General features: G+C 69.0%; 13 protein-coding genes. 11 read left to right on the top strand and 2 right to left on the bottom strand.

Going from position 1 to position 24,979, the window contains the following annotated elements:
- The first annotated feature begins 43 nt into the window (after positions 1-43).
- Together lptF and lptG are read left to right on the top strand one after the other, a co-directional pair.
- The gene (lptF, locus tag J3A72_RS21790) at positions 44-1,126 is read left to right on the top strand and encodes an LPS export ABC transporter permease LptF (RefSeq protein WP_075076731.1); all 1,083 of its coding nucleotides are present in this window, start codon (positions 44-46) and stop codon (positions 1,124-1,126) included.
- Positions 1,123-2,229, top strand: a complete 1,107-nt coding sequence (gene lptG, locus J3A72_RS21785; protein WP_032962258.1) for an LPS export ABC transporter permease LptG — start codon at positions 1,123-1,125, stop codon at positions 2,227-2,229. Before lptF ends, lptG begins: the two co-directional genes overlap by 4 nt.
- Before the next feature lie 179 nt (positions 2,230-2,408).
- Here lptG and J3A72_RS21780 read toward each other — a convergent pair whose 3' ends face one another.
- Complete coding sequence (locus tag J3A72_RS21780) at positions 2,409-2,900, bottom strand: RDD family protein (protein ID WP_075076730.1); 492 nt, start codon at positions 2,898-2,900, stop codon at positions 2,409-2,411.
- A gap of 56 nt (positions 2,901-2,956) precedes the next feature.
- On the opposite strand from J3A72_RS21780, the gene xerD reads away from it, so the two are divergent.
- Both xerD and J3A72_RS21770 read left to right on the top strand, forming a co-directional pair.
- Positions 2,957-3,934: a site-specific tyrosine recombinase XerD gene (gene xerD / locus J3A72_RS21775; protein ID WP_046428433.1), complete on the top strand. Its 978-nt coding sequence runs from the start codon at positions 2,957-2,959 to the stop codon at positions 3,932-3,934.
- A gap of 100 nt (positions 3,935-4,034) precedes the next feature.
- On the top strand, positions 4,035-4,820 hold the full coding sequence (locus tag J3A72_RS21770; RefSeq protein WP_014645882.1) for a thioredoxin fold domain-containing protein: 786 nt from the start codon (positions 4,035-4,037) through the stop codon (positions 4,818-4,820).
- 121 nt (positions 4,821-4,941) lie between these two features.
- Here J3A72_RS21770 and J3A72_RS21765 read toward each other — a convergent pair whose 3' ends face one another.
- A complete protein-coding gene (locus J3A72_RS21765; protein WP_075076729.1) occupies positions 4,942-7,041 on the bottom strand; it encodes a glycosyl hydrolase family 18 protein in 2,100 nt (699 codons plus the stop codon).
- Between the two features lie 821 nt (positions 7,042-7,862).
- Between J3A72_RS21765 and purL the strand changes: the two genes are divergently transcribed.
- The 7 genes from purL (at position 7,863) to gspG (ending at position 24,975) form a co-directional block, all read left to right on the top strand.
- Positions 7,863-11,747 (top strand): phosphoribosylformylglycinamidine synthase, encoded by a 3,885-nt coding sequence (gene purL, locus J3A72_RS21760; RefSeq protein WP_140222906.1) that lies wholly within the window; start codon positions 7,863-7,865, stop codon positions 11,745-11,747.
- Entirely contained in the window at positions 11,705-11,896 is a 192-nt protein-coding gene (locus J3A72_RS21755; protein WP_140222905.1) for a hypothetical protein, read from the top strand. The genes purL and J3A72_RS21755 overlap by 43 nt, the downstream gene beginning before the upstream one ends.
- A gap of 290 nt (positions 11,897-12,186) precedes the next feature.
- Entirely contained in the window at positions 12,187-19,368 is a 7,182-nt protein-coding gene (locus J3A72_RS21750; RefSeq protein WP_075076483.1) for an ESPR-type extended signal peptide-containing protein, read from the top strand.
- 157 nt (positions 19,369-19,525) lie between these two features.
- Positions 19,526-21,379, top strand: coding sequence for a S8 family peptidase (locus tag J3A72_RS21745; protein WP_075076484.1), 1,854 nt, complete (start codon positions 19,526-19,528; stop codon positions 21,377-21,379).
- Between the two features lie 136 nt (positions 21,380-21,515).
- The gene (gspE, locus tag J3A72_RS21740; protein WP_075076485.1) at positions 21,516-23,237 is read left to right on the top strand and encodes a type II secretion system ATPase GspE; all 1,722 of its coding nucleotides are present in this window, start codon (positions 21,516-21,518) and stop codon (positions 23,235-23,237) included.
- A gap of 24 nt (positions 23,238-23,261) precedes the next feature.
- Positions 23,262-24,482 carry a type II secretion system F family protein gene (locus tag J3A72_RS21735; RefSeq protein ID WP_032956504.1) on the top strand — a complete coding sequence of 407 codons (1,221 nt, stop codon included), beginning with the start codon at positions 23,262-23,264 and terminating at the stop codon, positions 24,480-24,482.
- A gap of 49 nt (positions 24,483-24,531) precedes the next feature.
- Positions 24,532-24,975, top strand: coding sequence for a type II secretion system major pseudopilin GspG (gene gspG, locus J3A72_RS21730; protein WP_014645890.1), 444 nt, complete (start codon positions 24,532-24,534; stop codon positions 24,973-24,975).
- Positions 24,976-24,979 lie beyond the last annotated feature (4 nt).

The raw sequence follows: 24,979 nt of genomic DNA, 5'->3' as shown, positions 1-24,979 counted from the left end.
GGGCGGCACCGCGAACGAACCCCAGAGTTTAAACCACCGCCCCATGCTGAAGCTCGACCGATACCTGCTGGGCGATTTCGTCCAGAGTTTCCTGGCTACCCTGATCGTCCTGCTGGTGGTCAGCGTGGGCGGCGTGCTGGTGGACATCCTCGGCAACATCGCCGACGGACGCCTGCCGGCCAAGCTGCTGTTCTCCCAGCTGGGCCTGCAGTTCATCGCCTACCTGCCGCTGATCCTGCCGCTGGCGCTGATGCTGGGCCTGCTGCTGGCCGTGGCCCGGCTCTACCGCGACTCGGAGATGGCGGTCATCACCGCCATTGGCGTGGGGCCCAAGCGGCTGCTGCGGCCACTGCTGATGCTGGTGGTGCCGGTGGTGCTGCTGGTCGGCGCCTGCTCGCTGTGGCTGGGCCCGTGGGCCGGCCGGATGGCCGAGCAGATGATCATCGAGGCCAACCGCAGCGTGCTGATGGCCGGCCTGGAGCCGGGCCGCTTCACCCCGCTGCCGAATGGCGGCGTGGTGTACCTGTCCTCGATCTCGCCCGATGGCACCCAGCTGGGCAAGGTGTTCCTGCAGCGCCAGAAGGATGACCGCCTGGAAGTGGTGTCCGCCAATGGCGGCCGCATGTTCTTCGAGGGCACCCGCCAGCGCTTCCTGGAGCTGGATGATGGCCACCAGGTGGAAGGCCCGGTGGCCGGCGCGCTGGATTACCGGCTGGCGACCTTTGCCCGCAACGACGTGGCCCTGCCCGACGGTGCACAGACCCGCACCGAGGACGACCCGGAACTGATGCCGACCCTGCAGCTGATCGGCGATGAGCGCCCGCCGGCGCAGGCGCAGCTGCACCGCCGCCTGGCACCGCCGCTGATCGCGCTGGCCTTCGCCCTGCTGACCGTGCCGCTGGGCCGCAGCTCGCCGCGCCAGCAGCGCTACGGCCGCATGATGCTGGCCCTGATGGCCTACATGGTGGGCACCAACCTGATGTTCATCGGCAGTGGCTGGATCGCCAACGGCAAGATTCCGGCCGCGCTCGGCCTGTGGTGGTTGACCGTGCCGCTGCTGGCGCTGGCGATCTGGATGTATGCACGTGATGGCCGCCTGGGCCGCTCGAAGGGAGCCCGCGCATGAGGCTGCGCCCGATGCGTTTCGATCTGTACCTGGGCCAGTCGGTGTTCACCACGGTGCTGCTGACCTGGGCGGTGCTGGTCGGCCTGGACGTGGTGATGGCGTTCTCCGGCGAGTTCAAGGACATCGGCAAGAACGGCTACACCCTGGGCCATGCCGCCGCCTGGGTGCTGTACACGGTGCCGCGCCGCGCCTACACGATGTTCCCGACCGCCGCGGTGATCGGCGCGCTGATGGGTCTGGGCCAGCTGGCCGCGACCTCGGAGCTGACCGCCCTGCGTGCGCTGGGCCTGTCGCGCAAGCGCCTGAGCGTGTCGGTGGCGATCGCGCTGTCGCTGCTGACCGCAGTGATGGTGCTCAGCGCCGAGACGCTGGGCCCGTGGGGGCAGGACCGTGCCGATGCATTGAAGGCCAGTGCCAAGTGGGGGCGGGACATCTCCACCACCCGCTACTCCGGCCTATGGGCACGCGAAGGCGACACCTTCCTCAACGCCCAGAGCGGCGAGGAACAGCTGGTGGGCGACAAGGGCACGCGGCTGATCCTGCGTGACGTGCGCCTCTACCGGATCGCCGAAGACGGCAATATCGCCTCGTTGACCCATGCCGCCACCGCCGAGCACGACAAGGACGGTTGGGTGCTGACCGGGGTGCGTCGCGACACCTTCGGCGAGCGCTCGGCCACCCGTCAGGAAGTGGCGCGTGAGCCGTGGAACTCGAAGCTGGATCCGGCGGCGCTGGCCACCGGCATCGCCAAGCCGCGAAACCTCAGTGTGGCCGAGCTGAGCACCAGCATTGCCTACCGCCAGCGCAACGGGCTGGATGCGCGCGATTTCGAGGATGTGTACTGGAGCCGCTGGTTCTACCCGGTGAACGTGCTGGCGCTGTGCCTGGCCGCGGTGCCGTTCGCGTTCGGGTCGCTGCGTAGCGGCGGCATGGGCAAGCGCCTGTTCCTGGGCATCCTGTTTGCACTGGGCTTCTGGCTGCTGCAGCTGTTCTTCGGCCGCATGGCCGGTGCGCTGAAGTTCGATTACCGCATTGCCTATGCGCTGCCGCCGATCGTCATGCTGGCCGTGTCCGGACTGTTGTTCCGGCGCAAGTCGGGCTGATTCTGGTAGCGCGGGGCCATGCCCGGCGCTACCGGGGCAATCCACCGCTTCGGCATCCGTGCCACGACCACCAGCATCCCGGCCCAGCGTGCTGGATTCTGTAGAGCCGAGCCCATGCTCGGCTGCTTTTTGCGCACTGCCTGCCAGCCGAGCATGGGCTCGGCTCTACAGATCGTGCATCACCGCTTGGGCATGCGCACCAGGCGGGTGCCGCTGGCGCGGTCGTGCCAGGTCAGGCGTTGGCGGTCGACCCAGGCCCACCAGAATCCCAGGCCGCCCAGCAGCAGCGACAGCGTCCCCACCGCGAAGCGCAGCCACAGCTGGCCGTGCCGCAACGGCGTGCCATCGCGCGACTGCAGTTTCAGCCGCCACGGCCGCATGCCCAGCGTCTGTCCGCCACGGCGCCAGCTGGCCGTGGCATACCACCCCGTGATCGCCCAGCACACCGCCCACAGCAGCCACTGCCAAGCGCTGAACGGTGCGATGTTCTCGCGCTGCGCGTGGCCGCTGAAGGTGTAGGCGAGGGTGAACAGCGTGCCGGCCAGCATCCACAGCGCCAGCACCGGCAGCGCGTCGTAGACCATCGCCAGCATGCGCCAGGGCAGCAGCGCGCGCGGATGGAGCGTTTCGGTAGCGGCCGCAGGGGCCGTGTCGGTGGCAGGGCGGGACATGCGCCGAGCATACGCAAAGCTGGCCGTGCCCGCAGTGGCCCTCGTATCCTGCATGCATGGCCCTTGTTTCCACCCCCGCCGAACGCCGCCAGCTGGTCCAGCAACTGCCCGAGCTGCGCGCCGACGACAGTGTGCGCATCCAGCGCTTCCTCGATGCGATCTGGGCCGAGAACGGCCTGGCCCGCGCCACCCTGGACAGCTACCGGCGCGACCTGGAAGGGCTGGCGCGCTGGATGGATGGACGCGACGGTGGCCTGGCCGGCATCGAACGTCCCGGGCTGTTCGACTACCTGGCCTGGCGCACCCGCCACGGCTGGTCGCCGCGCAGCAACGCGCGCCTGCTGTCGGCGCTGCGGGCCTTCTTCGCCGATGGCGTGCGCCGTGGCGAACGCAGCGAAGACCCCAGTGCGCTGCTCGACCCCCCGAAGCTGCCGCGGCTGTTGCCCAAGGCGCTGGCCGAGAGCCAGATCGATGCGCTGCTGGCGGCACCGGACATCGACAGCCCGCTGGGCCTGCGCGACCGCGCCATGCTGGAACTGATGTATGCCGCCGGCCTGCGCGTGAGCGAGCTGGTGCTGCTGCCGGCCACGGCGGTCAACCTGCGCCAGGGCGTGTTGCGGGTCACCGGCAAGGGCAGCAAGGAGCGGCTGGTGCCGCTGGGCGAGGAATCGCAGCACTGGCTGGAGCGTTACCTGCAGCAGTCGCGCCCGCTGCTGGTCGGCAAGGGCAAGGTGCATGCCCTGGCGGATGGTCAGACCCCGTTGTTCATCGAGCCGACGCTGCATGCGCTGACCCGGCAGGCGTTCTGGCACCTGGTCAAGCGCCACGCGCAGGTGGCCGGCATCGACCCGGCGCGGATCAGCCCGCATGGCCTGCGCCACAGCTTCGCCACCCATCTGCTCAACCGCGGTGCCGACCTGCGCGCGCTGCAGATGCTGCTCGGCCACAGTTCCTTGTCGACCACCCAGATCTACACCCTGGTAGCGCGCGAGCATCTGCAGAAGCTGCACGCCCGCCACCATCCGCGCGGCTGAGCGCCGGGCTGAATCGCTGCCCGGGGCCGTGCCGGGCGTCGCGGCCCGGTACCGGCGGCTGTGTCAGAATCCGGAGTCTTCTTCTGCTGCGGATCGCTCCATGCTCCGATTTGCCATCGCCGCCGTGTTCGGTGCGCTCAGCCTGACCGCCTGCGCCCAGCCGGCTCCGCCGGCCGCCAAGGCGCCTGCTGCCGCTGCGGCCAAGGCCAGCCCGGCCGCCAACGCGCCGGCCGACCAGGCGGTACGTGCCGCGTTGACCGCGCTCAATCCGGGTTTCCAGGTCGATTACATCGGTGCCGCGCCGTTCCCCGGCTTCCGCGAGGTCGTCGTTTCCGGCCAGCTGCTGTACGTGTCCGATGACGGCCGCTACCTGTTCCAGTCGCAGCCTTACGACACCCGCGCCAAGGGCCCGGCCAACAGCGAGGGCCTGCTTGGTTACCGCCGGGGCCTGCTGGCCAAGGCCAACCACGGCGATCGCATCGTGTTCGCGGCGCCGAACGCCAAGTACACCATCAGCGTGTTCACCGACATCGAGTGTGGTTACTGCCGCAAGCTGCACCAGGACATCGCCGAACTCAACCGCAACGGCATCACCGTCGAGTACCTGGCGTTTCCGCGCATGGGCCTGGGCAGCAAGGACTACACCGACATGATCTCGGTCTGGTGTGCAGCGGATCGTCGCCAGGCGCTGACCAACGCCAAGCGCGGTGGCAGCGTGCCGGCCAGGAACTGCACCAACCCGGTGGCGATGCAGTACGCGCTGGGCCAGCAGCTGGGCGTGAATGGAACGCCGGCGATCTTCGCGCCGGATGGCACCCAGCTGGGCGGCTACCTGCCGCCGGCGCAGCTGCGTGCCGCGCTGGAGAAGCTGTCGGCCAAGCGCTGATCGTCGCTGGTCTTTTTCTGTAGAGCCGAGCCCATGCTCGGCTGCGGAAACAGCAGCCGAGCATGGGCTCGGCTCTACAGGCAGGAAGCCAGGGATGCGTGTCGCATCCCCGGCCTTTTGCTTACTTCAGGCCATCACTGACCGCCTTGGTCAGCGTGCCCTGCGCATCGTCACCGCTGAACTCCCAGACGAACGCGCCGCCCAGGCCCTGGGTCTTCACGTAACCCATCTTGCGGGTGATGTTGGCCGGGGTGTCGAAGCTCCACAGCGTGCTGCCGTTGTAGATCCAGGTGGCACCGGCGGTGTTGTCGGTGTAGCCCGGCCACGCCAGGTTCTTCAGCACCTTCCAGTCCTCGATGCCGGCTTCATACGTACCCGGGGCGGCGCCGGTCGCGGTCTGGTACAGGCCGTTGTTGGCGTTGGCCACACCCGTCCAGCCACGCCCGTAGTAGCCAATGCCCAGGTTGAGCTTGGCGGCGGGCACGCCACGGCTGATGAAGGCCTCGATGGCGTCGTTGCTGTTGTACAGCTTCTGGTCGCCGGTGGACGGATCATTCGGCGAATCGAACAGCGCCGACTGGTGATTGGTCTTCGTATCCCACGCGCCGTGGAAGTCGTAGGTCATCACGTTGATGTAGTCCAGGTACGGGTGGTATGCGGCCGGATCGGTGACACGGATCTTGTCGATGCCGGCACCCACCGCCACCGTCAGCAACAGGCCCGGCCGCACCGCATCGAGTTGGCGGCGGAACTCGGCCATCAGCGCGGTGAAGTTGGCGTTGTCTTCCGGCTTGCCGCATTCGATGCCACAGGCCACCGGGTATTCCCAGTCGATGTCGATGCCGTCGAACACGCCCAGCGCGGCACCGGCACCGCCGGCACCGTCGGTCACCGGCAGGTTGCCCTTGATGTAGGCGTCGATGCACGAGGCGACGAAGGCCTGGCGGTTTTCCGGGCGCGCTGCGCTGGAGAAGCCGCGCGACCAGGTCCAGCCACCCAGCGAGATCAGCACCTTCATGCCCGGGTATTTGGCCTTGAGCTGCTTGAGCTGGTTCCAGTTGCCGCGCAGCGGCTGGTCCCAGGTATCGGCACTGCCGCTGACGCTCTCGGCGGCACTGAAGGCCTTGGTGTAGTCGGCGAAGGCATCGCCACCGGCACCGCTGTTCGGATCCGACGGCTGGGTGATGCCGACTTCGCATCGGTTGTTGCGCACGTTGCCGAACGCGTAGTTGATGTGGGTCAGGCGTGCGGCCGAGCCGCTGCTGTCGATGTTCTTGACCCGGTAGTTGCGGCCGTAGATGCCCCACTGGGTGAAGTAACCGATGACGCGCTTGCCGGTGGTGCCGCCGTCACCGGCCAGCGTGGTGGCGCTGATTTCGGTGCCCTGTGCCGACGCATTGCCGGCGTTGTCGCGGGCACGTACGCGGTAGCGGTAGGTGGTCGATGCGGTCAGCCCGCCATCCACATAGCTGGCGCTGGACGGCGAACCGACCAGGCTGCCGTTGCGGTACACGTCATAGCCAGCCAGGCCACTGCCACCGGTGTTGTCGGTGGACGGGCTCCAGCTGAGCGCGATGCTGGTGGCGGTACGGGTGCCGACCGCCAGCCCGCCCGGCACGCTCGGTGCGGTGGTGTCGCCACCGGCGGCGTTGACGGTGATGGTGATGGTCGGGGTGCTGGTGGTGGCGTTGTTGTTGTCGGTCGCGACCGCACGCAGGGTGTGGCTGCCGGCGCTGGCATTGGCCCAGCTGGCCGCATACGGCGCACCGGTGGCCACGCCCAGCGAGCTGCCGTCGCGGAAGAACTCGACCTTGGCGACGCTGCCGTCCGGGTCACTGGCGGTAGCGGTCACGTTGACCGTGCTGCCGGCGCTGAAGGTGGCGCCGTTGGCCGGCGAGGTCAGGCTGACCACCGGCGGCTGGTTGCTGCCGCTGCCATCGCAGGCACCAAGGTTGGTGTAGTAGGGCGCACCGGCCGGATGGTCCGGCGGCGCGTTCCAGATGTCCTGGTTCGCCCGATAGAGGACGCCTCCTTTCTGCAGGGTATCGCCGGCCCGGTAGATCCTGGCCTGGTCCCACTGGGCCACGCCGGCACAGCTGGCAGCCTGCGCCAGGCCGGGCAGGGCGGCGGTACCGGCGGCCAGGGCAAGCAGCCAGGCCAGGTGGCGGGGACGACAGCTTCGGGTCGAACGTTCGGCACTGCGCACAATCGGGTCGTACATGGGTAAGTCTCCGATCAAAGGGCGCGCGGGCCCCGATGGCGCCGCGCGTGACGCAGGTCCGGGCGTCGCCCGGGAAGGCGACGGAGGGGGCGGACGGGGTACCTGGGGGGCCGGGGAGAGAGTCCGGCGCCAGGTGGGGACAACGTTGTCATCAATCGCGTGGTCAATCCGTGAGCAAGCGCATGGTTCCGGGATTCGGGCGGAGAGCGGCGCTGCGCGCGGTCGGCGGCCATCAGCGGAGCCCCCTCGTGGCTGGGGGCTTTCCGCGAAAAGCAGATTTCTGGGGTTGGCCGGGTGGGTGGGCTGCGCAGGGGACGCCGTGAATACGTCCCTGTAGGCTCGGGCGCGCCATCCATGGCGCTTACGCCCCTGCGCAACCCACCCGCCCGGCCACGGACAGGTTCCTGCGCGGCCAGCCACGAAAGACAGAACAAAAAATCAAAAGCAAAAGCCGGTCGCTTCGCTCTTCAATGCCTGACTTCTGAGATTTCCCTGGTTGCCGGCCAGCGGCCGGCACTACCGCAGAGCATGCACGCATGGCGTGGATTTACCGCAGATCGCGGAAATCTGTCGAAGGCGGGGTGGGTCCGGTGGCGGGGGTGTCCGCGGCATGGATGCCGCGGCCAAGCCCCCAGGGACGGGTTTACGGCGTCCCCCGCCACCGGACCCACCCCGCCACCCCACGGGAACCCCGCTTTTGCTTTGGCCGTTGCTGTTGCCGTTGCCCTGGCCTCGGCGGGTGCCGGGCGCCGCCCGGCCAGAGCCCTTCCCCCGCTTCCGGTACAATGTCGGGCCCGTTTCCCAACTACGGTTCCCCGGACATGATGGTCCTCGAGGGCGCGCCCGCCCTGTCGCCGTTCCGCCGCGAACGTCTTGAATCCCGCCTGCAGTCCATCGCTCCCTCCCTGCGCATCAGTGGTGCCTGGCACGTCTACTTCGTGCAGCCCGAAGGCAGCGCCGCCCCCGACCTGACCACCCTGTGCCGCATCCTCGAAGCGGCGCCGCAGGCCGAAGCCGTGGCCGACGGCGCGGTCAGCCGCATCGTGGTGCCGCGCCTGGGCACGCTGTCGCCGTGGTCGAGCAAGGCCACCGAACTGGTCCGCGGTGCCGGCCAGCCGGTCAGCCGGGTCGAACGTGGCCTGCGCATCGACGTGCAGGGCTGGCCGGCCGATGCCGCCGCCCAGCAGGCGCTGGTCAAGGCGCTGCACGACCCGATGACGCAGTCGGTGCTGGAGACCGTGGAACAGGGCCAGGCGCTGTTCTCGGCACCGGCCCGGGGTGAACTGGAGCGCGTGCCGGTGGACCAGCTGGAGGCCGCCAACCAGCGCCTCGGCCTGGCCATGGCCCAGGACGAGATCGACTACCTGCGCGAGCGTTTCACTGCGCTGGGCCGGTCGCCGTCGGACGTGGAACTGATGATGTTCGCGCAGGCCAATTCCGAGCACTGCCGCCACAAGATCTTCAACGCCAGCTGGACCATCGACGGCCAGGAGCAGGACCGCTCGCTGTTCCGGATGATCAAGAACACCCACCAGCAGACTCCGCAGCACACGCTCAGCGCGTACAGCGACAATGCCGCGGTGATCGAAGGCCATCCGGCCTCGCGCTATCGCCCCGATCCGGCCAGTGGCGAATACCGCCGCGAGCCGCAGGTGCCCAGCGCGTTCCAGATCAAGGTGGAAACGCACAACCATCCGACCGCGATCGCGCCGTTCCCGGGTGCCTCGACCGGTGCCGGTGGCGAGATCCGCGATGAGGGCGCGACCGGCCGTGGCGGCAAGCCGAAGGCGGGCCTGACCGGCTTCTCGGTCTCGCACCTGCGCATCCCCGAGCTGCCGCAGCCGTGGGAAGCGCCGCGCGCGCTGAACCCGCGCATGGCGCCGGCGCTGGAAATCATGACCGACGGCCCGCTCGGCGGCGCCGCGTTCAACAACGAATTCGGCCGACCGAACCTGCTCGGCTACTTCCGCAGCTTCGAGCTGCCGGAAGGCGCCGATCTGGTGCGTGCGTACGACAAGCCGATCATGCTGGCCGGCGGCCTCGGCGCGATCGACCGCGTGCAGGTCGACAAGATCCCGCTGCAGGCCGGTGATGCGGTCATCGTGCTGGGTGGCCCGGCAATGCTGATCGGCCTGGGCGGCGGCGCGGCCAGTTCGGTGGCCTCCGGCGAGAGCGCCGAGGACCTGGACTTTGCCAGCGTGCAGCGCGACAACCCGGAAATGGAGCGCCGCTGCCAGGAGGTCATCGACCGCTGCGTGGCGATGGGCGCCAACAACCCGATCAAGTTCTTCCACGACGTCGGTGCCGGTGGCCTGTCCAATGCCATCCCCGAACTGCTGCACGACTCCAAGGTCGGCGGTGTCATCGACCTGGGCAAGGTGCCCACCGATGATCCGTCGCTGTCGCCGATGCAGCTGTGGTGCAACGAGTCGCAGGAGCGCTACGTGCTGGGCGTGGCCCAGGAGCGCCTGGCCGAGTTCGCCGCGCTGTGCGCCCGCGAGCGCTGCCCGTTCGCTGCCGTTGGCGTGGCCACCGCCGAGGAGCACCTGGTGGTGGCCTACGGTGCCGTGCCGGGCCACACCCCGGCCGATGCGCCGATCGACCTGCCGATGGACGTGCTGTTCGGCAAGCCGCCGAAGATGCACCGCGACACCGCGCACCCGCCGGCACCGCGCTGGCCGGCGCTGAAGACCGGCGGCCTGGACCTGCAGGAAGCCGGCCTGCGCGTACTCGCGCACCCGACCGTCGCCTCGAAGAACTTCCTGGTCACCATCGGTGACCGCAGCGTCGGCGGCCTGACCGCGCGCGAACAGATGGTCGGCCCGTGGCAGCTGCCGGTGGCCGACGTGGCGATCACCCTGGCCGACTTCGATGGCGTGGCCGGCGAAGCGATGTCGATCGGCGAGCGCACCCCGCTGGCCCTGCTCGACGCCGCTGCGTCGGCACGCATGGCGGTGGGCGAAGCGCTGACCAACCTGTGTGCGGCCCCGGTCGATGCGCTGGATGAAATCAAGCTGTCGGCGAACTGGATGGCCGCGGCCGGCCATCCGGGCGAAGACGCACTGCTGTACGACGCGGTGAAGGCGGTGGGCATGGAACTGTGCCCGCAGCTGGACATCAGCATCCCGGTGGGCAAGGACTCGCTGTCGATGCAGGCGCAGTGGCACGACCAGGGCGAAGCGCACAAGAGCGTGTCGCCGGTGTCGCTGGTGATCTCGGCGTTCGCGCCGGTCGCCGACGTGCGCCAGCAGCTGACCCCGCTGCTCGACCGCGACGTGGACAGCGAGCTGTGGCTGATCGGCCTGGGTGCCGGCAAGCAGCGCCTGGGCGGTTCGATCCTGGCCCAGGTGCACGCCGACCATGGCGATCTGCCGGCCTTCGCCGGTGCCGCTCCGGACCTGGACGATCCGCAGCGCCTGCGTGGCTTCTTCGAGCTGATCCGCGATGCGCGCCAGTCCGGCCTGCTGCTGGCATACCACGACCGCAGCGACGGTGGTGCCTTCGCCGCGCTGTGCGAAATGGCCTTCACTTCGCGCCTTGGCCTGGACATCACGCTCGATGCCTGGGGCGATGATCCGTTCCGCAGCCTGTTCAACGAAGAACTGGGTGCGGTGGTGCAGATCGCGCGCGAAGACCGCGCTGCGTTCGCCGACCTGGTCGAACGCCACGCACTGACCGAATGCGCACAGCGCATCGCCAAGCCGACCACCGCGCCGGTGGTGCGCGTGTCGCTGGGTGGCGAGAACCTGGCCGAATGGCGTTGGGACGCACTGTTCGACGCCTGGTGGTCGGTCACCCATGCGATGCAGAAGCGCCGCGACAACCCGGCCAACGCCGATGCCGAGCGCGAGGTCGCCCGTGCCTTCAACGCACCGGGCCTGAAGCCCAAGCTCAGCTTCGACCTGAACGAGGATGTGGCGGCACCGTTCATCAGCACCGGTGCGCGTCCGCGCGTGGCGGTGCTGCGCGAGCAGGGCGTCAACGGCCAGATCGAAATGGCCAACGCCTTCGAACGTGCCGGCTTCCGCGCCTTCGACGTGCACATGAGCGACCTGATCGAAGGCCGCGTGGCGCTGCAGGATTTCACCGGCCTGGTCGCCTGCGGCGGCTTCAGCTACGGCGATGTGCTCGGTGCCGGCCGTGGCTGGGCCACCTCGATCCTGGAGCGCAGTGCGCTGCGTGATGCCTTCGCCGCGTTCTTCGCGCGTGAAGACAGCTTCGCGCTGGGCGTGTGCAACGGCTGCCAGATGATGAGCCAGCTCAAGAACATCATCCCGGGTGCCGGACACTGGCCGCAGTTCCGCCGCAATGCCAGCGAGCAGTTCGAAGCCCGCACCGCGCTGCTGGAAGTGGTGGAATCGCCGTCGATCCTGCTGCGTGGCATGGCCGGCTCGCGCCTGCCGGTAGCGGTGGCGCACGGCGAAGGCCAGGCCGTGTTCGACAACGCCGTCGACCAGGCTGCCGCCCGCGTCTCGCTGCGCTACATCGATGGCCATGGCAACGTCGCCAGCCAGTACCCGCTGAACCCGAACGGTTCGCCGGACGGCATCACCGGCCTGACCAGCACCGACGGCCGCGTCACCATCATGATGCCGCACCCGGAGCGCACCCCGCGCGCGCTCAACCTGAGCTGGGCACCGGCTGAATGGCAGGGTGATTCGCCGTGGATGCGCATGTTCCGCAACGCGCGGGTCTGGTGCGGCTGATCGCATCGTTCCGCGCAGGCCGCAATGCCACCGCGTATGGAAAAACCCGCCGCTTTGTCGGCGGGTTTTTCTTTGTGTGCGTGAAATTGCTGATCTGGCCGCTAGTTACATCCGTTTTCATGCGCCAGCAGTTCGTCACGTATGTCTAACAAAATGCCTTTATAAACACGTGAAATAGTGAACTGCTTCACGGCAATAGGATTTGTCGTGTCAAAGTCTTGACGATCTGCAAAGTTGCCGTTAACACTTGAACCCCGTTTCAGAATCATTCATTTCGCAGTAACCGGTTGGCGCACGCGCTCGGTTTTCTGTCGCTGCGCGCCGTTCGGCAATACCCCGCAGTAAATCACGCGAATAAACGCCCCCAGGGGACGTTGGGCCGGAAAGCCCAGCGGTGGCGTTGCTTTGCCCAAAACCAGTCCAATCAGGAGCCGTACCGATGAATCGGATTTATCGCAAGGTCTGGAACAAAGCACTGGGTCAGTTGGTGGTGGCCTCGGAACTGGCCTCCTCCGACAGCAGCAGTGGCGGGGTCGTCGACCAGCGCCGCGATGCGACACAGGCCACGCCCGCACTGCTGGCGGTGGCACTGGGCCTGGTAGTGGGGTTGGGCATGAGCGGCAGCGCGACGGCACAGTCGGTGCAGATCGGCGGCAGCGCCACCTGCGTTGCATTCAGCGGCAAGCTGCTGGAAAAGTGCCTGATCGAAGGCTCGGCCACGGCCAAGGGCAGCAACGCGGTGGCGATCGGCAGCAACAGCAATGCCAGCGCCGCCAACAGCGTGGCGCTGGGCGCTGGCTCCAAGGCCACGCGGGCCAATACCGTGTCCATCGGCGATGCCGGCAAGGAGCGGCAGATCACCAACGTGGCTGCTGGCACGCAGGGCACCGATGCGGTGAACAAGGCGCAGCTGGACGCGCAGGCGCGCGCCACGCAGGCCGCGCTGGCGGATGTCGCCGCCGATGGAAACCGCTATTTCAAGGCCGACGGCGCAGGCGATGACAGCGACGCAGCGAAGATCGACGGGCAGGGCGCGGTGGCCGCCGGTGCCGGTGCACAGGCATTGGCCAACGCCACGACTGCCATCGGCACCCAGGCCATTGCCGCCGGCCTGGGCGCCAGCGCGTTCGGCCAGGGCGCCCTGGCCATCGGCGACGCCAGCGTGGTGGTCGGGCAGAGCGCGGCCGCGTTCGGGCTTGGCGATACGGCCGTCGGCGCCAGCGCGTACGCAGCCAGCGAGAACGGCGCGGCCACCGCACTCGGTGCGTTGTCCGAAGCCACTGCCGATGGCGCAACGGCCGTCGGCGGTGGTGCCGTGGCGATGGGCCCGGGCAGCACCGCACTGGGCCGCGGCGCTACCGCCGCCAACGAAGCGTCGATCGCGGTGGGTGCGTTCAGCACCGCCGTCGGTGAATACAGCACCGCGCTGGGTTCGAACGCCGCTGCGGTTGCCACCGGCAGCGTGGCGCTGGGCGCCGGCTCGCTGGCCGACCGCGTCGATACCGTCTCTGTCGGCGCGGCCGACTACGGCCTGACCCGGCAGATCACCAGCGTCGCTGCGGGTACTGAAGATACCGACGCGGTCAACGTCGGCCAGTTGAAGGGCGTCGCCGCCGTGGCCGATGCCACCGCCAAGCGTTTCCAGGCCACTGGCAGCAGCAACAGTGATGCGGGTGCATTGGCCGAGGGCGACGAGGCGCTGGCGGCTGGCGAGGCCGCCAATGCGATCGGCAAGGGTGCGACGGCCGTGGGCACCGGTGCGACCGCCGTCGCGCAGAACGCCACCGCCGTTGGCAACAACGCGCTGGCCTCGGGCCAGAACAGTGCCGCGTTCGGCAACAACGCGCAGGCCAACGGCCCAGGCAGTGTCGCCGTGGGGGGGGCTGCGGTGGATGCCGATGGCAATCCGCTGATCACCAGTGGCGGCGTGCCGGTGGAAACCGGCGCCACCAGTGCCGGTGTCGGTGGTACTGCGGTGGGTGCGAGTGCCGAGGCCGGTGGTTTCGCCGCGTCGGCCTATGGCGTTGGCGCATATGCCGCCGGCGCGCAGTCGTCCGCGTTCGGTGCGGTTGCCAATGCCATCGGTGATTACTCCACCGCGCTGGGTACGCAGAGCAATGCCACCGGCACCAGCAGCGTGGCCATCGGCGGCCCGGCCGATCTGATTCCAGGCCTGGGCTTCTTCGTGCAGACCCAGGCCAGCGGCGAAGCGTCGACCGCCGTCGGCGCCGGCGCCATCGCCAGCGGTGATCGTGCGGTGGCCAACGGCAGCCTGACCGAAGCGTCCGGCGCCGAAGCGACTGCGGTCGGCTACTTCGCCTACGCACCGGGCGAGAACGCCAGCGCGCTCGGCGCGCAGACCTGGGCCAGCGGCGCGCAGAGCACCGCCGTGGGCTACTACGCCACCGCACGCGGTGCCAACAGCGTTGCGCTCGGCGCCAACTCCGAAGCGGTGCGTGCCAACAGCGTGGCCGTGGGCAGTGCCGGCAACGAACGGCAGATCACCAGCGTCGCCGCGGGCAGTGAAGCCACCGATGCAGTGAACAAGGCGCAGCTCGACGCGGTGGCCAGCACCGCCGACAGCACAGCGCGCTTCTTCCAGGCCCAGCCGGAAGCAGGCAGCGATGCCGGTGCATTGGCCGAGGGCGAAGGTGCGGTTGCGGCGGGTTCGTCGAGCAATGCGATCGGCGCCGGCGCGGTTGCACAGGGCGCAGCAGCCTCGGCCATCGGTGACGACGCCGTGGCGGTGGGTCGCAACAGCAACGCCACCGGCAATGGCGGTGTTGCCATCGGTGGCCTCGGCCAGGCCTACGACGAGTACAACCAGCCGATCATCGGTGCCGACGGTACGGCACAGCAGGTCGGCACCACTGCCGTCGCCGACGCCACAGCGGTCGGCAGTGGTGCGCAGGCGACCGGTGCTGCCAGCAGTGCGTTCGGCAACGCCGCCAGGGCCAGCGGAGACAACAGCTTCGCGGCCGGCGGCAAGTCGCGTGCGACCGGCAGCTACGCGGTTGCGGTTGGCGACAGCGCCTTCGCCAGCAGTGACGACAGCACCGCCGTCGGTGGCTACAGCTGGGCTACCGCAAGCGGGGCGAGTGCGTTCGGTTCCGGCGCCTGGGCAACGGCCACCAATGCCTCGGCATTTGGCAACGCGGCCTGGGCCAGTGGCAGTGGTGCGACCTCCATCGGTTACAACAGCTGGGCCAACGGCACCAGCTCCACCGCCGTCGGTCGCGGCGCATTCGGTTATGGCGACAACAGCGTGGCGCTGGGCTTCCAGGCGCTGGGCAACAGCCTCAACAGCATCGCCATCGGCACCAACACGGTGGCCGGTGGTGAAAGCGCGATCGCGCTCGGTGCCGGCAGCAACGCCAGCGCCAGCAACGCCGTCGCACTCGGCGCCGGCTCGGTCGCCAACCGCGCCCGCAGCGTTTCGGTCGGCAGCACCGGCAACGAACGCCAGGTGACCAACGTCGCCGCCGGTACCCAGGCCACCGACGCGGTGAACAAGGCGCAGCTGGATGCCGTGGCGGGCGCGGCAGCCACCACCAGCCGCTTCTTCCAGGCCAGCGGCAACGGCGGTGATGTGGCCGGTGCACTGGTGGACGGTGACAACGCGCTGGCCGCCGGTGATGCGGCCAACGCCATCGGCAACGGGGCCACCGCACTCGGCAGTGGCGCCAACGCGCTGGCCAGCAATGCGCAGGCACTGGGCTTCAACGCCCTGGCCAGTGCCGCCAACGCCAGCGCGGTCGGTGCAAATGCACAGGCGACCGCTGAATACGCAACCGCGCAGGGTGCGGAAAGCGAGGCCAGTGGCGAGCAGAGTGCGGCGTTCGGTGCGGCCAGCATCGCCAGCGGTGCTGGCAGCACCGCGACCGGCGTGCTGTCCGAAGCCTCCGGCGAGGAGGCGGTGGCAGTGGGGTACTTCAGCAATGCCAGTGGCAGCGGCGCCACCGCGGTCGGCAGCGAAAGCGTCGCCAGCGGCACTGCGTCGGCCGCGTTCGGCATCGGTGCCGAGGCGACCGGCGGCTACAGCACCGCCATCGGTGGCTATGCACAGGCCTCGGCCTTCAATGCCACAGCCTTCGGCAACTTCGCCAATGCCTCCGGCTCCAACAGCGTGGCGCTGGGCGGTGATTCGGAAGCCTCCGGTGCCTACAGCACCGCCACTGGCCAGGGCAGCCTGGCCACCGGCACCAACAGCGTCGCCGTCGGCGGATCGCTGTTCGGCGTGCTGGCCACCGAAGCATCGGGCAACTACTCCACCGCCGTCGGTGGCGGCGCCTGGTCCGGTGGCATCAACAGCACCGCGCTGGGCAACGCCGCCGAATCGCGCGCTGCCAACAGCGTGGCGCTGGGTGCCGATTCGATCGCCGACCGCGACAACACCGTGTCGGTCGGCGGCGGTGGCAACACCCGCCAGATCACCAACGTGGCTGATGGCACGCAGGGCAATGATGCGGTCAACAAGAGCCAGCTCGACGCCGTAGCCGCCGCAGCGGAAAAGACCAGCAGGCAGTTCCAGGCCAGCGGCAACGCCGATGGCGAAACAGGGGCACTGGTCGAGGGCGACAACGCGCTGGCGGCCGGCGATGCGGCCAACGCCATCGGCAACGGGGCCACCGCGCTGGGCAGCGGTGCCAACGCGCTGGCGGCCAACGCCACGGCCGTGGGCATCGATGCATTGGCCACCGGCAACAATGCGGCGGCGCTGGGCAGCACAGCGCAGGCCAGCGGTGAAGACAGCCTTGCGCTCGGCACCGGTGCCAGCGCCAGCGAGCTCGGCGCCAGCGCGGTCGGTGCGCGTGCACAGGCCAGCGGTGCGTACAGCACGGCAACCGGCACCGAATCCAACGCCAGCGGCACGCAGGCCCTGGCCAGCGGCTTCCGTAGTGCCGCCTCTGCCGATGGCACCACTGCCGTCGGTGGCTATGCCGAGGCCAGTGGACGCCTCGGCACCGCATTGGGCTACGGCTCGGCGGCCAGTGGTGCCAACACGACCGCCGTCGGCTTCGGTGCTGCTGCAGCCGGTACCGGTGCCGTGGCGGTGGGTCAGTCCAGCGAGGCCAGCGGCGAGGAGAGCGTGGCCATCGGTGGCAGCACCTTCTTCGGCCTGATCCCGTCGCGTGCCAGTGGCACCGGTGCGGCGGCGTTCGGTGCCGGCGCATGGGCGACCGAAGACTACGCCACGGCAATCGGCTGGAACTCGTGGGCCGCCGGCAGCAATGCCACGGCCCTGGGCGCCAACGCCACCGCCAACGGCAGCAACAGTGTCGCCCTCGGTGCCGGCTCCAAGGCCGACCGTGACAACACCGTGGCCGTCGGCAAGGCCGGTGGCGAACGCCAGGTGACCCATGTGGCAGCCGGTACCGAAGCCACCGACGCGGTGAACAAGGGCCAGCTGGATGCCGTTGCCAGCGTCGCCGACAGGACCAGCCGCCAGTTCCAGGCCAGCGGCAATGCCGATGGCGAGGCCGGTGCCCTGGTGGACGGTGACAACGCCTTGGCCGCCGGCAACGCGTCCAACGCCATCGGCAACGGTGCCACCGCGCTGGGCAGTGGCGCCAACGCGATGGCCGCCAACGCCACGGCGGTAGGCGCCGACGCCCTGGCGACCGGCAGCAACGCGGCGGCACTGGGTACCAACGCACAGGCCAGTGGTGTCGACAGCGTGGCCGTGGGCAGCGCTGCCAGCGCCAGTGAACTCGGCGCCAGCGCTACCGGCGCCGGCGCCCAGGCCAAGGGCGCCTACAGCACCGCCAGCGGCGCGCAGGCCACGGCCAGCGGCACGCAGTCGCAGGCCAGCGGTTTCCGCGCCACTGCCTCGGCCGATGGCGCCTCGGCGCTGGGCAGCTACGCCGAAGCCAGTGGTCGACTGGGTACTGCGGTGGGCTACGGCAGCAAGGCCACCGGTGCGAACGCCACCGCGGTGGGTGTCAGTGCCAACGCTTCGGCGGCCGGCAGCATCGCACTGGGCGCAGGCTCGGTGGCTGATCGTGCCAACACCGTGTCGGTCGGCAGTGCCAGCAGTGATCGACAGATCACCCGTGTCGCCGCCGGTACCGAGCGCACCGATGCAGTCAATCGTGGCCAGCTCGATGCGGTCGCGGCGACCGCCGATGGCACCGCACGCTACGTCAAGGCCAGCGGCGCGGGTACCGCCAGTGCCAGCGGCAGCGATGCCGCAGCGATCGGTTCGGCCGCCAGTGCCAGCGGCGCACGCAGCAATGCGCTGGGTGCCAATGCGATGGCCATCGGCAACGGTGCGCTTGCACTGGGCAACAGTGCCGGCGCGTCCGGTGCGAACTCGGTGGCACTGGGTGCGGGCTCGCGTGCGCTCGATGCCAACGTGGTGTCGGTCGGTGGTGGCAACGGCACCGATGGCCCGGTCGCGCGCCGCATCGTCAATGTGGCCGACGGCCGCATCGCCGCCGGCAGCAGCGACGCGGTCACCGGCTCGCAGCTCAACGTCACCAACCAGCGCGTGGGCGCCGTGGAAACCCGTGTCGGTGATTTCGACTCGCGCATCGCCACGGTCGAGACCACGGCGGCCAGCGCCGTCGGCTATGACGACGCCAGCCGTGACCGCCTGACCCTGTCCGGCTTCCAGGGCACCACCATCGACAACGTCGGCGCGGGCAACATCGCCGCCGGCAGCCGCCAGGCGATCAATGGCGGACAGCTGTTCCAGTCGCTCAGTGATGCCGCCAGCTTCCTCGGCGGTGGTGCCAGCGTCGGCATGCAGGGCGTGTTCGTGGCACCGAACTACGTGATCCAGGGCGCCACCTACAGCAATGTCGGCGATGCGCTGGGCGCGCTGGACCGCAAGGTCAGTGAGATTGACCGTCGCACTGCCGGTGGCACGCGAGCAGGCGCGTCCAGCCTGCGCGCAATGAGTGCTTCGCTGGATGAAAGCCCGCTGGCCAGCGTGGCCGACGCACCGGCAACGGCCGATGCCGCACCGGCCAGTACCGCACGCGTGCAGGGCACGCCGACGGTGGCCGCGGCGGGGGCGGGCATTCCGGTCGGCACCCCGGCCACCGGCTTCAACGCCGTGGCCATGGGCGATGGCGCGGTAGCCAGCGGCGCTTCGTCCACGGCCATCGGCCAGGGCGCCAATGCCACGGCGGCAAATGCCGTGGCGCTGGGCCAGGGCTCGGTTGCCGATCGTGCCAACACGGTCTCGGTGGGCAGCGAAGGCAACGAACGCCAGGTCACCAACGTCGCCGCGGGCACCACCGCCACCGACGCCGTCAACAAGGGCCAGCTGGATCGTGGCATGGCGACGGCGAACAGCTACACCGACAGTCGCGTCCAGGCCGTTGCCGACAGCTTCGATGTGTTCAAGGGCGAGATCGACGGACGCCTGCGCCACATGGACCGCCGCATCGACCGCCAGGGCGCGATGAGCGCAGCGATGCTCAACATGGCTACCAGTGCCGCCGGTATCCGCACCCAGAACCGTGTCGGCGTCGGCATCGGTTTCCAGGGTGGCGAGTCGGCGTTGTCGCTGGGTTACCAGCGTGCGATCAGCGATCGCGCCACGGTCACCTTCGGCGGCGCCTTCAGCAGTGACGACAGTTCGGTCGGCGTCGGTGCCGGCTTCGGCTGGTAAGCCACTCCATCGCGCCGGCGGCCACCCACGCCGGCGCCGTACCTGCAGTGAGGGCCTGGGGGGAGGTCACGGCAATCCCGGCTGGGCCGGCCGGGAGTCGTCAAGGAATGATGGCCGCAGTGTTGGTTCGATCCATGACCCAGAAGAGGAATTCGACGTGATCAAGAAGCAGAACCTTCGCATCAATGTGCTTGCCGCCGCCGTGCTGTCGATGACGGCGGTCGGTGCCGTCCACGCCGCCGGGTTGCCGACCCGTGAACCGGTGCGCCAGGCCAGCACCGCCCAGCCGGGTACCGAGCGCATCATCGTCAAGTACCGGGCCGGCGCTGCTGCCGCCACCGACCGCTCGGCGAAGCTGTCCACCGTGCAGTCCGCACTGACCCGTGCCAGTCTCTCCGGCGGCACGTCACGCGCCAGCACGCTCGGCCCGCAGGTGGTCCGCAAGCTGTCTACCGGTGCGGACCTCATCCGTGTGCAGGGCCGCCTGGCACCGGCCGAACTGCAGCGCGTGCTGAAGGAACTGAAGGCCGATCCGTCGGTGCAGTACGCCGAAGCCGACGTGAAACTGCGCCGCAGCGAACTGCGTGCCGGCAACGTGCAGCCGGCGCTGGTGCCGAACGATCCCTTCTACCAGCAGAACCAGTGGCATCTGCACAATGCTGTCGGCGGCATCAACGCACCGGCGGCGTGGGATGTCTCGCAGGGCGAGGGCATCGTGGTGGCAGTGATCGACACCGGCGTCCTGCCGCAGCATCCGGACCTGGTCGGAAACCTGCTGGAAGGCTACGACTTCATCAGCGATGCGGAGACCTCGCGGCGCCCGACCAACGATCGCGTGCCGGGTGCGCAGGACTACGGTGATTGGGTCGAGAACGACAACGAGTGCTATGACGGCTCGCTGGCCGACGACAGTTCCTGGCACGGCACCCACGTCGCCGGCACCGTGGCCGAGCAGACCAACAACGGCGTCGGCATGGCCGGTGTCGCCTACAAGGCCAAGGTGCTGCCGGTCCGCGTGCTGGGCAAGTGCGGCGGCTACCTGTCCGACATCGCTGATGCGGTGACCTGGGCCTCCGGCGGTACCGTGACCGGCATCCCGGCCAACACCAATCCGGCCGAGATCATCAACATGAGCCTGGGGGGCGGTGGTTCCTGCGCCAGCACCTACCAGGACGCGATCAACGGCGCGATCTCGCGCGGTACCACGGTGGTGGTGGCTGCCGGCAATGAAGCCGACAACGCGTCCAAGTACCAGCCGGCCAGCTGCGAAGGCGTGGTGACCGTGGGTGCCACCCGCATCACCGGTGGCATCACCTACTACTCCAACTATGGAGCCCGCGTGGACCTGTCCGGTCCGGGCGGTGGCGGCAGTGTCGACGGCAACCCGGGCGGCTACATCTGGCAGACCGGCTCCAATGCGGCCACCACGCCGGAATCGGGCACGCCGGGCTACATGGGCATGGGCGGTACCTCGATGGCCTCGCCGCATGTGGCCGCCGTTGCGGCACTGGTGCAGAGCGCACTGATCGCCAAGGGCAAGGATCCGTTGACCCCGGCCGCGATGCGTACCCTGCTGAAGGAAACGGCGCGTCCGTTCCCGGTCGCCATCCCGGCGGCGACCCCGATCGGTACCGGCATCCTCGATGCCAAGGCCGCGCTGGCCAAGGCACTGGAAGAACCGTGCGCCGAAAACTGCGGGCCGGTGGCCACGCCGCTGACCAACAAGGCCGCAGTCGGCGGCCTGAACGGTGCTGCCGGCAGCAGCAAGCTGTACAGCTTCGAAGCCGTCGCCGGAAAGCAGCTCAGCGTGATCACCTACGGTGGCACCGGCAACGTCTCGGTCTACATTGCCCAGGGGCGTGAGCCGAGCGCCAGCGACAACGACGGCAAGTCGACCCGTCCCGGCACGTCCGAAACGGTGCGGGTGAACAAGCCGGTGGCGGGCACCTACTACATCAAGGTGGTGGGCGAAGCGGCATACAACGGCGTGAGCATTCTCGCCACGCAGTAATCACCTCGTGTCGTAGTTGAACGGCCGACGCCCGTCACCCTGTGTGACGGGCTTCGTCTTTTTACGAAAGGTGGCCGCAGGGCGGCGGAAATCACGGCTTAACTGCTAAAGTCGGGCCGATTGACAGGAGAGTCACGTGAACGCGCTCGCTGCAACCGTTACCGACGACGCCGAAGGCCGCATCCTGGATGCGTTGCTGGCGCGCGGCCGGCTCAAGGAAGGAGACCTGGCACGCGCGCGGCCATTGCATGCCGAGGCCGGCGGCAGTCTGCTGGGCCTGCTGGTGCGCCTGGGCCTGGTGTCTGAACGCGACCAGGCACAGGCCAGCGCTGAGGTGCTGGGCCTGCCGCTGCTGGAGGGCAAGCAGGTGCCGGAGGCCCCGCCGCAGGCGCTGGCCGAGGGACTTCCGCTGTCGCTGCGCTTCCTGAAGCAGTTCCATGTGTGCCCGCTGGAGTTGGATGAACACGGGGTGCGGCTGTGGCTGGCCGATGCCCACGACGCCTATCCACAGCAGGCCGTGCAGTTGGCCCTTGGGCTTCCGGTGATACCGGTGCTGGGCATGCGCGCGGAGATCGATGACCTGGTCGAGCGCTGGTTCGGCCAGGGCCGCAGCGCGATGGGCGCGATCGTGGAAACCGCGGATGGCGAGGGCGGTGCGGTCGACGACATCGAGCACCTGCGCGACCTTGCGTCGGAAGCTCCGGTGATCCGCCTGGTCAACCTGGTGATCCAGCGTGCGGTGGAGCTGCGCGCTTCGGATATCCATGTCGAACCGTTCGAGAGCCGGTTGAAGGTCCGCTACCGCGTCGATGGCGTGCTGGTGGAGGGCGAAAGCCCGCCGGCCAACCTCACCGCTGCGGTGATCAGCCGCATCAAGATCATGGCCCGGCTCAACATCGCCGAGCGCCGCCTGCCGCAGGACGGCCGCATCATGCTGCGCGTGCAGGGCAAGGAGCTGGACCTGCGCGTGAGCACGGTACCGACCGCGCATGGCGAAAGCGTGGTGATGCGCCTGCTGGACCGCGAAACGGTGGTGTTCGATTTCCACCGGCTCGGCTTCACCGATGCCTTCCTGCCGCAGTTCCGCAAGGTGCTGGAACAGCCGCATGGCATCCTGCTGGTCACCGGCCCGACCGGCTCGGGCAAGACCACCACGCTGTACACCGCGCTGAGCCAGCTCAACACCGCCGACGTCAAGATCATCACGGTCGAAGACCCGGTGGAATACCAGATAGAAGGCATCAACCAGATCCAGGCCAAGCCGCAGATCGGCCTCGACTTCGCCAATGCCCTGCGCAGCATCGTGCGCCAGGATCCGGACATCATCATGATCGGTGAAATGCGCGACCTGGAAACCGCGCGCATCGCCATCCAGTCGGCGCTGACCGGCCACCTGGTGCTGTCCACCCTGCATACCAACAACGCCGCCGGTGGCATCACCCGCCTGCTCGACATGGGCGTAGAGGACTACCTGCTCACGTCCACCATCAACGGCATCCTGGCCCAGCGCCTGGTACGCCGGCTGGAGCCGACCCACGCCGAGCGCTACGAAGCCTCGCCGGAAGAGATCGAGCGGTTCGAACTGCGCCGCCTGCAGCCGGAAGGGCCGATCCACCTGTATCGCCCGAAGCCGTCTGCGCTGGCGCCGACCGGCTACCTGGGGCGTACCACCATCATGGAATTCCTGGTGATGAACGATGCGCTGCGCCGTGCGGTGATGCGCCGCGATGGCATGGGCGAGATCGAGCGCATCGCCCGCGAGGCCGGCATGCGCACCATGTACGAGGATGGCCTGTCCAAGGCGTTGAGCGGGCAGACCACCATCGAGGAAGTGCTGCGCGTGACCGAGGAAAGCTGATGCGTGCAGGACGCCGGGGCTGACATGCCGAACTATCGCTACAAGGCGCTCAATCCGCATGGCGAGGTCTTCGATGGGCAGATGGAAGCGGCCAGCGAGGCCGAGCTGATCGCGCGCCTGCAGGACCAGGGCCATCTGCCGATGGAGACGCAGCTGGCCGACGCCGGCGCGATCGGCGGCAGCAGCTGGCGCAACCTGCTGCAGCAGCGCCCGCTGCAGGGGGCCGCGCTGCTGCAGTTCACCCAGCAGTTGGCGACCCTGCTCGGTGCTGGCCAGCCGCTGGACCGCGCGCTGTCCATCCTGCTGGGGTTGCCCGAGGACGAACGATCGCGCCGCGCGATCACCGACATCCGCGACGTGGTGCGCGGTGGCGCACCGCTGTCCACCGCGCTGGAGCGCCAGCATGGGCTGTTCTCGCGCCTGTACGTGAACATGGTGCGCGCCGGCGAAGCCGGTGGCAGCCTGCATGAAACCCTGCAACGCCTGGCCGACTACCTCGAGCGCAGCCGCGCGCTGCAGGGCAAGGTCATCAACGCGCTGGTCTACCCGGCGATCCTGCTGGTGGTGGTCGGTGGCGCGCTGTTGTTCCTGCTCGGCTACGTGGTGCCGCAGTTCGCGCAGATGTACGAAAGCCTGGACGTGGCGCTGCCGTGGTTCACCAACGCGGTACTGCAGCTGGGCCTGTTCGTGCGTGACTGGTGGGTGCTGCTGCTGGTGGTGCCCGGCGTGCTGGTGCTGTTCTTCGAGCGCAAGGCGCGGCAACCGGCGTTCCGGTTGGCGCTGGATGGCTGGCTGCTGCAGCGGCGTGGCATCGGTCGCCTCATCGGCGAGCTGGAAACCGCCCGGCTGGCGCGCACGCTGGGCACACTGCTGCGCAACGGCGTCCCCTTGCTGGGGGCACTGGGCATCGCGCGCAACGTGCTGGGCAACCGCGCCCTGGCCGCTGACGTCGAAACGGCCGCCGATGAAGTGAAGAACGGCGCCGGCCTGTCGCTGGCCCTGTCGCGCGGCAAGCGGTTCCCGCGCCTGGCGCTGCAGATGATCCAGGTCGGCGAGGAATCCGGCGCACTCGATACCATGCTGCTCAAGGCCGCCGACACCTTCGAACAGGACAGCGCCCGGCGCATCGACCGCATGCTGGCGGCGATGGTGCCGGCGATCACCCTGGTGCTGGCCTCGGTGGTCGGCGCGGTGATCGTGGCCGTGCTGGTGCCGCTGTATGACCTGACCAATGCCATCGGTTGACGATGGCACTCCCTGCAACCCCGATACTCCGCAACTGAAAGGACCGTCCATGATTGCCCGTCGCCGACCGATCCGCCTTTCCTTCACCGCCGCGCGCAACCAGTCGGGCATGAGCCTGCTGGAAATCATCATCGTCATCGTGCTGATCGGCGCGGTGCTGACCCTGGTCGCCAGCCGCGTGCTGGGCGGCGCCGACCGTGGCAAGGCCAACATCGCCAAGGCGCAGGTGCAGACCGTCGCCTCCAAGATCGACAACTACCAGATCGACACCGGCAAGCTGCCGGCCACGCTCAACGACCTGGTGACGGCGCCGGCCGGTGTCGGCGGCTGGCTCGGCCCGTACGCCAAGCCCGCCGACCTGAATGACCCGTGGGGCCACGCACTGGAGTACCGGGCGCCGGGCGAAGGCCAGCCGTATGAGCTGGTCAGCCTGGGCAAGGATGGCAAGGCTGGCGGCAGCAGCGTCGACGCTGACATCCGCTACCAGCCGTAACCGC

The sequence above is a fragment of the Stenotrophomonas sp. PvP093 genome (assembly GCF_017876915.1).
GTDB lineage: Bacteria > Pseudomonadota > Gammaproteobacteria > Xanthomonadales > Xanthomonadaceae > Stenotrophomonas > Stenotrophomonas muris.
This window is presented reverse-complemented; position numbering and strand designations above follow the sequence as displayed.

Excerpts from the sequence above, each read along its gene's own strand:
- J3A72_RS21780 (WP_075076730.1), bottom strand. The coding sequence starts at position 2,900 with ATGTCCCGCCCTGCCACCGACACGGCCCCTGCGGCCGCTACCGAAACG.
- J3A72_RS21770 (WP_014645882.1), top strand. The coding sequence starts at position 4,035 with ATGCTCCGATTTGCCATCGCCGCCGTGTTCGGTGCGCTCAGCCTGACC.
- xerD (WP_046428433.1), top strand. The coding sequence starts at position 2,957 with ATGGCCCTTGTTTCCACCCCCGCCGAACGCCGCCAGCTGGTCCAGCAA.
- J3A72_RS21750 (WP_075076483.1), top strand. The coding sequence starts at position 12,187 with ATGAATCGGATTTATCGCAAGGTCTGGAACAAAGCACTGGGTCAGTTG.
- gspG (WP_014645890.1), top strand. The coding sequence starts at position 24,532 with ATGATTGCCCGTCGCCGACCGATCCGCCTTTCCTTCACCGCCGCGCGC.
- lptF (WP_075076731.1), top strand. The coding sequence starts at position 44 with ATGCTGAAGCTCGACCGATACCTGCTGGGCGATTTCGTCCAGAGTTTC.
- J3A72_RS21735 (WP_032956504.1), top strand. The coding sequence starts at position 23,262 with ATGCCGAACTATCGCTACAAGGCGCTCAATCCGCATGGCGAGGTCTTC.
- J3A72_RS21765 (WP_075076729.1), bottom strand. The coding sequence starts at position 7,041 with ATGTACGACCCGATTGTGCGCAGTGCCGAACGTTCGACCCGAAGCTGT.
- purL (WP_140222906.1), top strand. The coding sequence starts at position 7,863 with ATGATGGTCCTCGAGGGCGCGCCCGCCCTGTCGCCGTTCCGCCGCGAA.
- lptG (WP_032962258.1), top strand. The coding sequence starts at position 1,123 with ATGAGGCTGCGCCCGATGCGTTTCGATCTGTACCTGGGCCAGTCGGTG.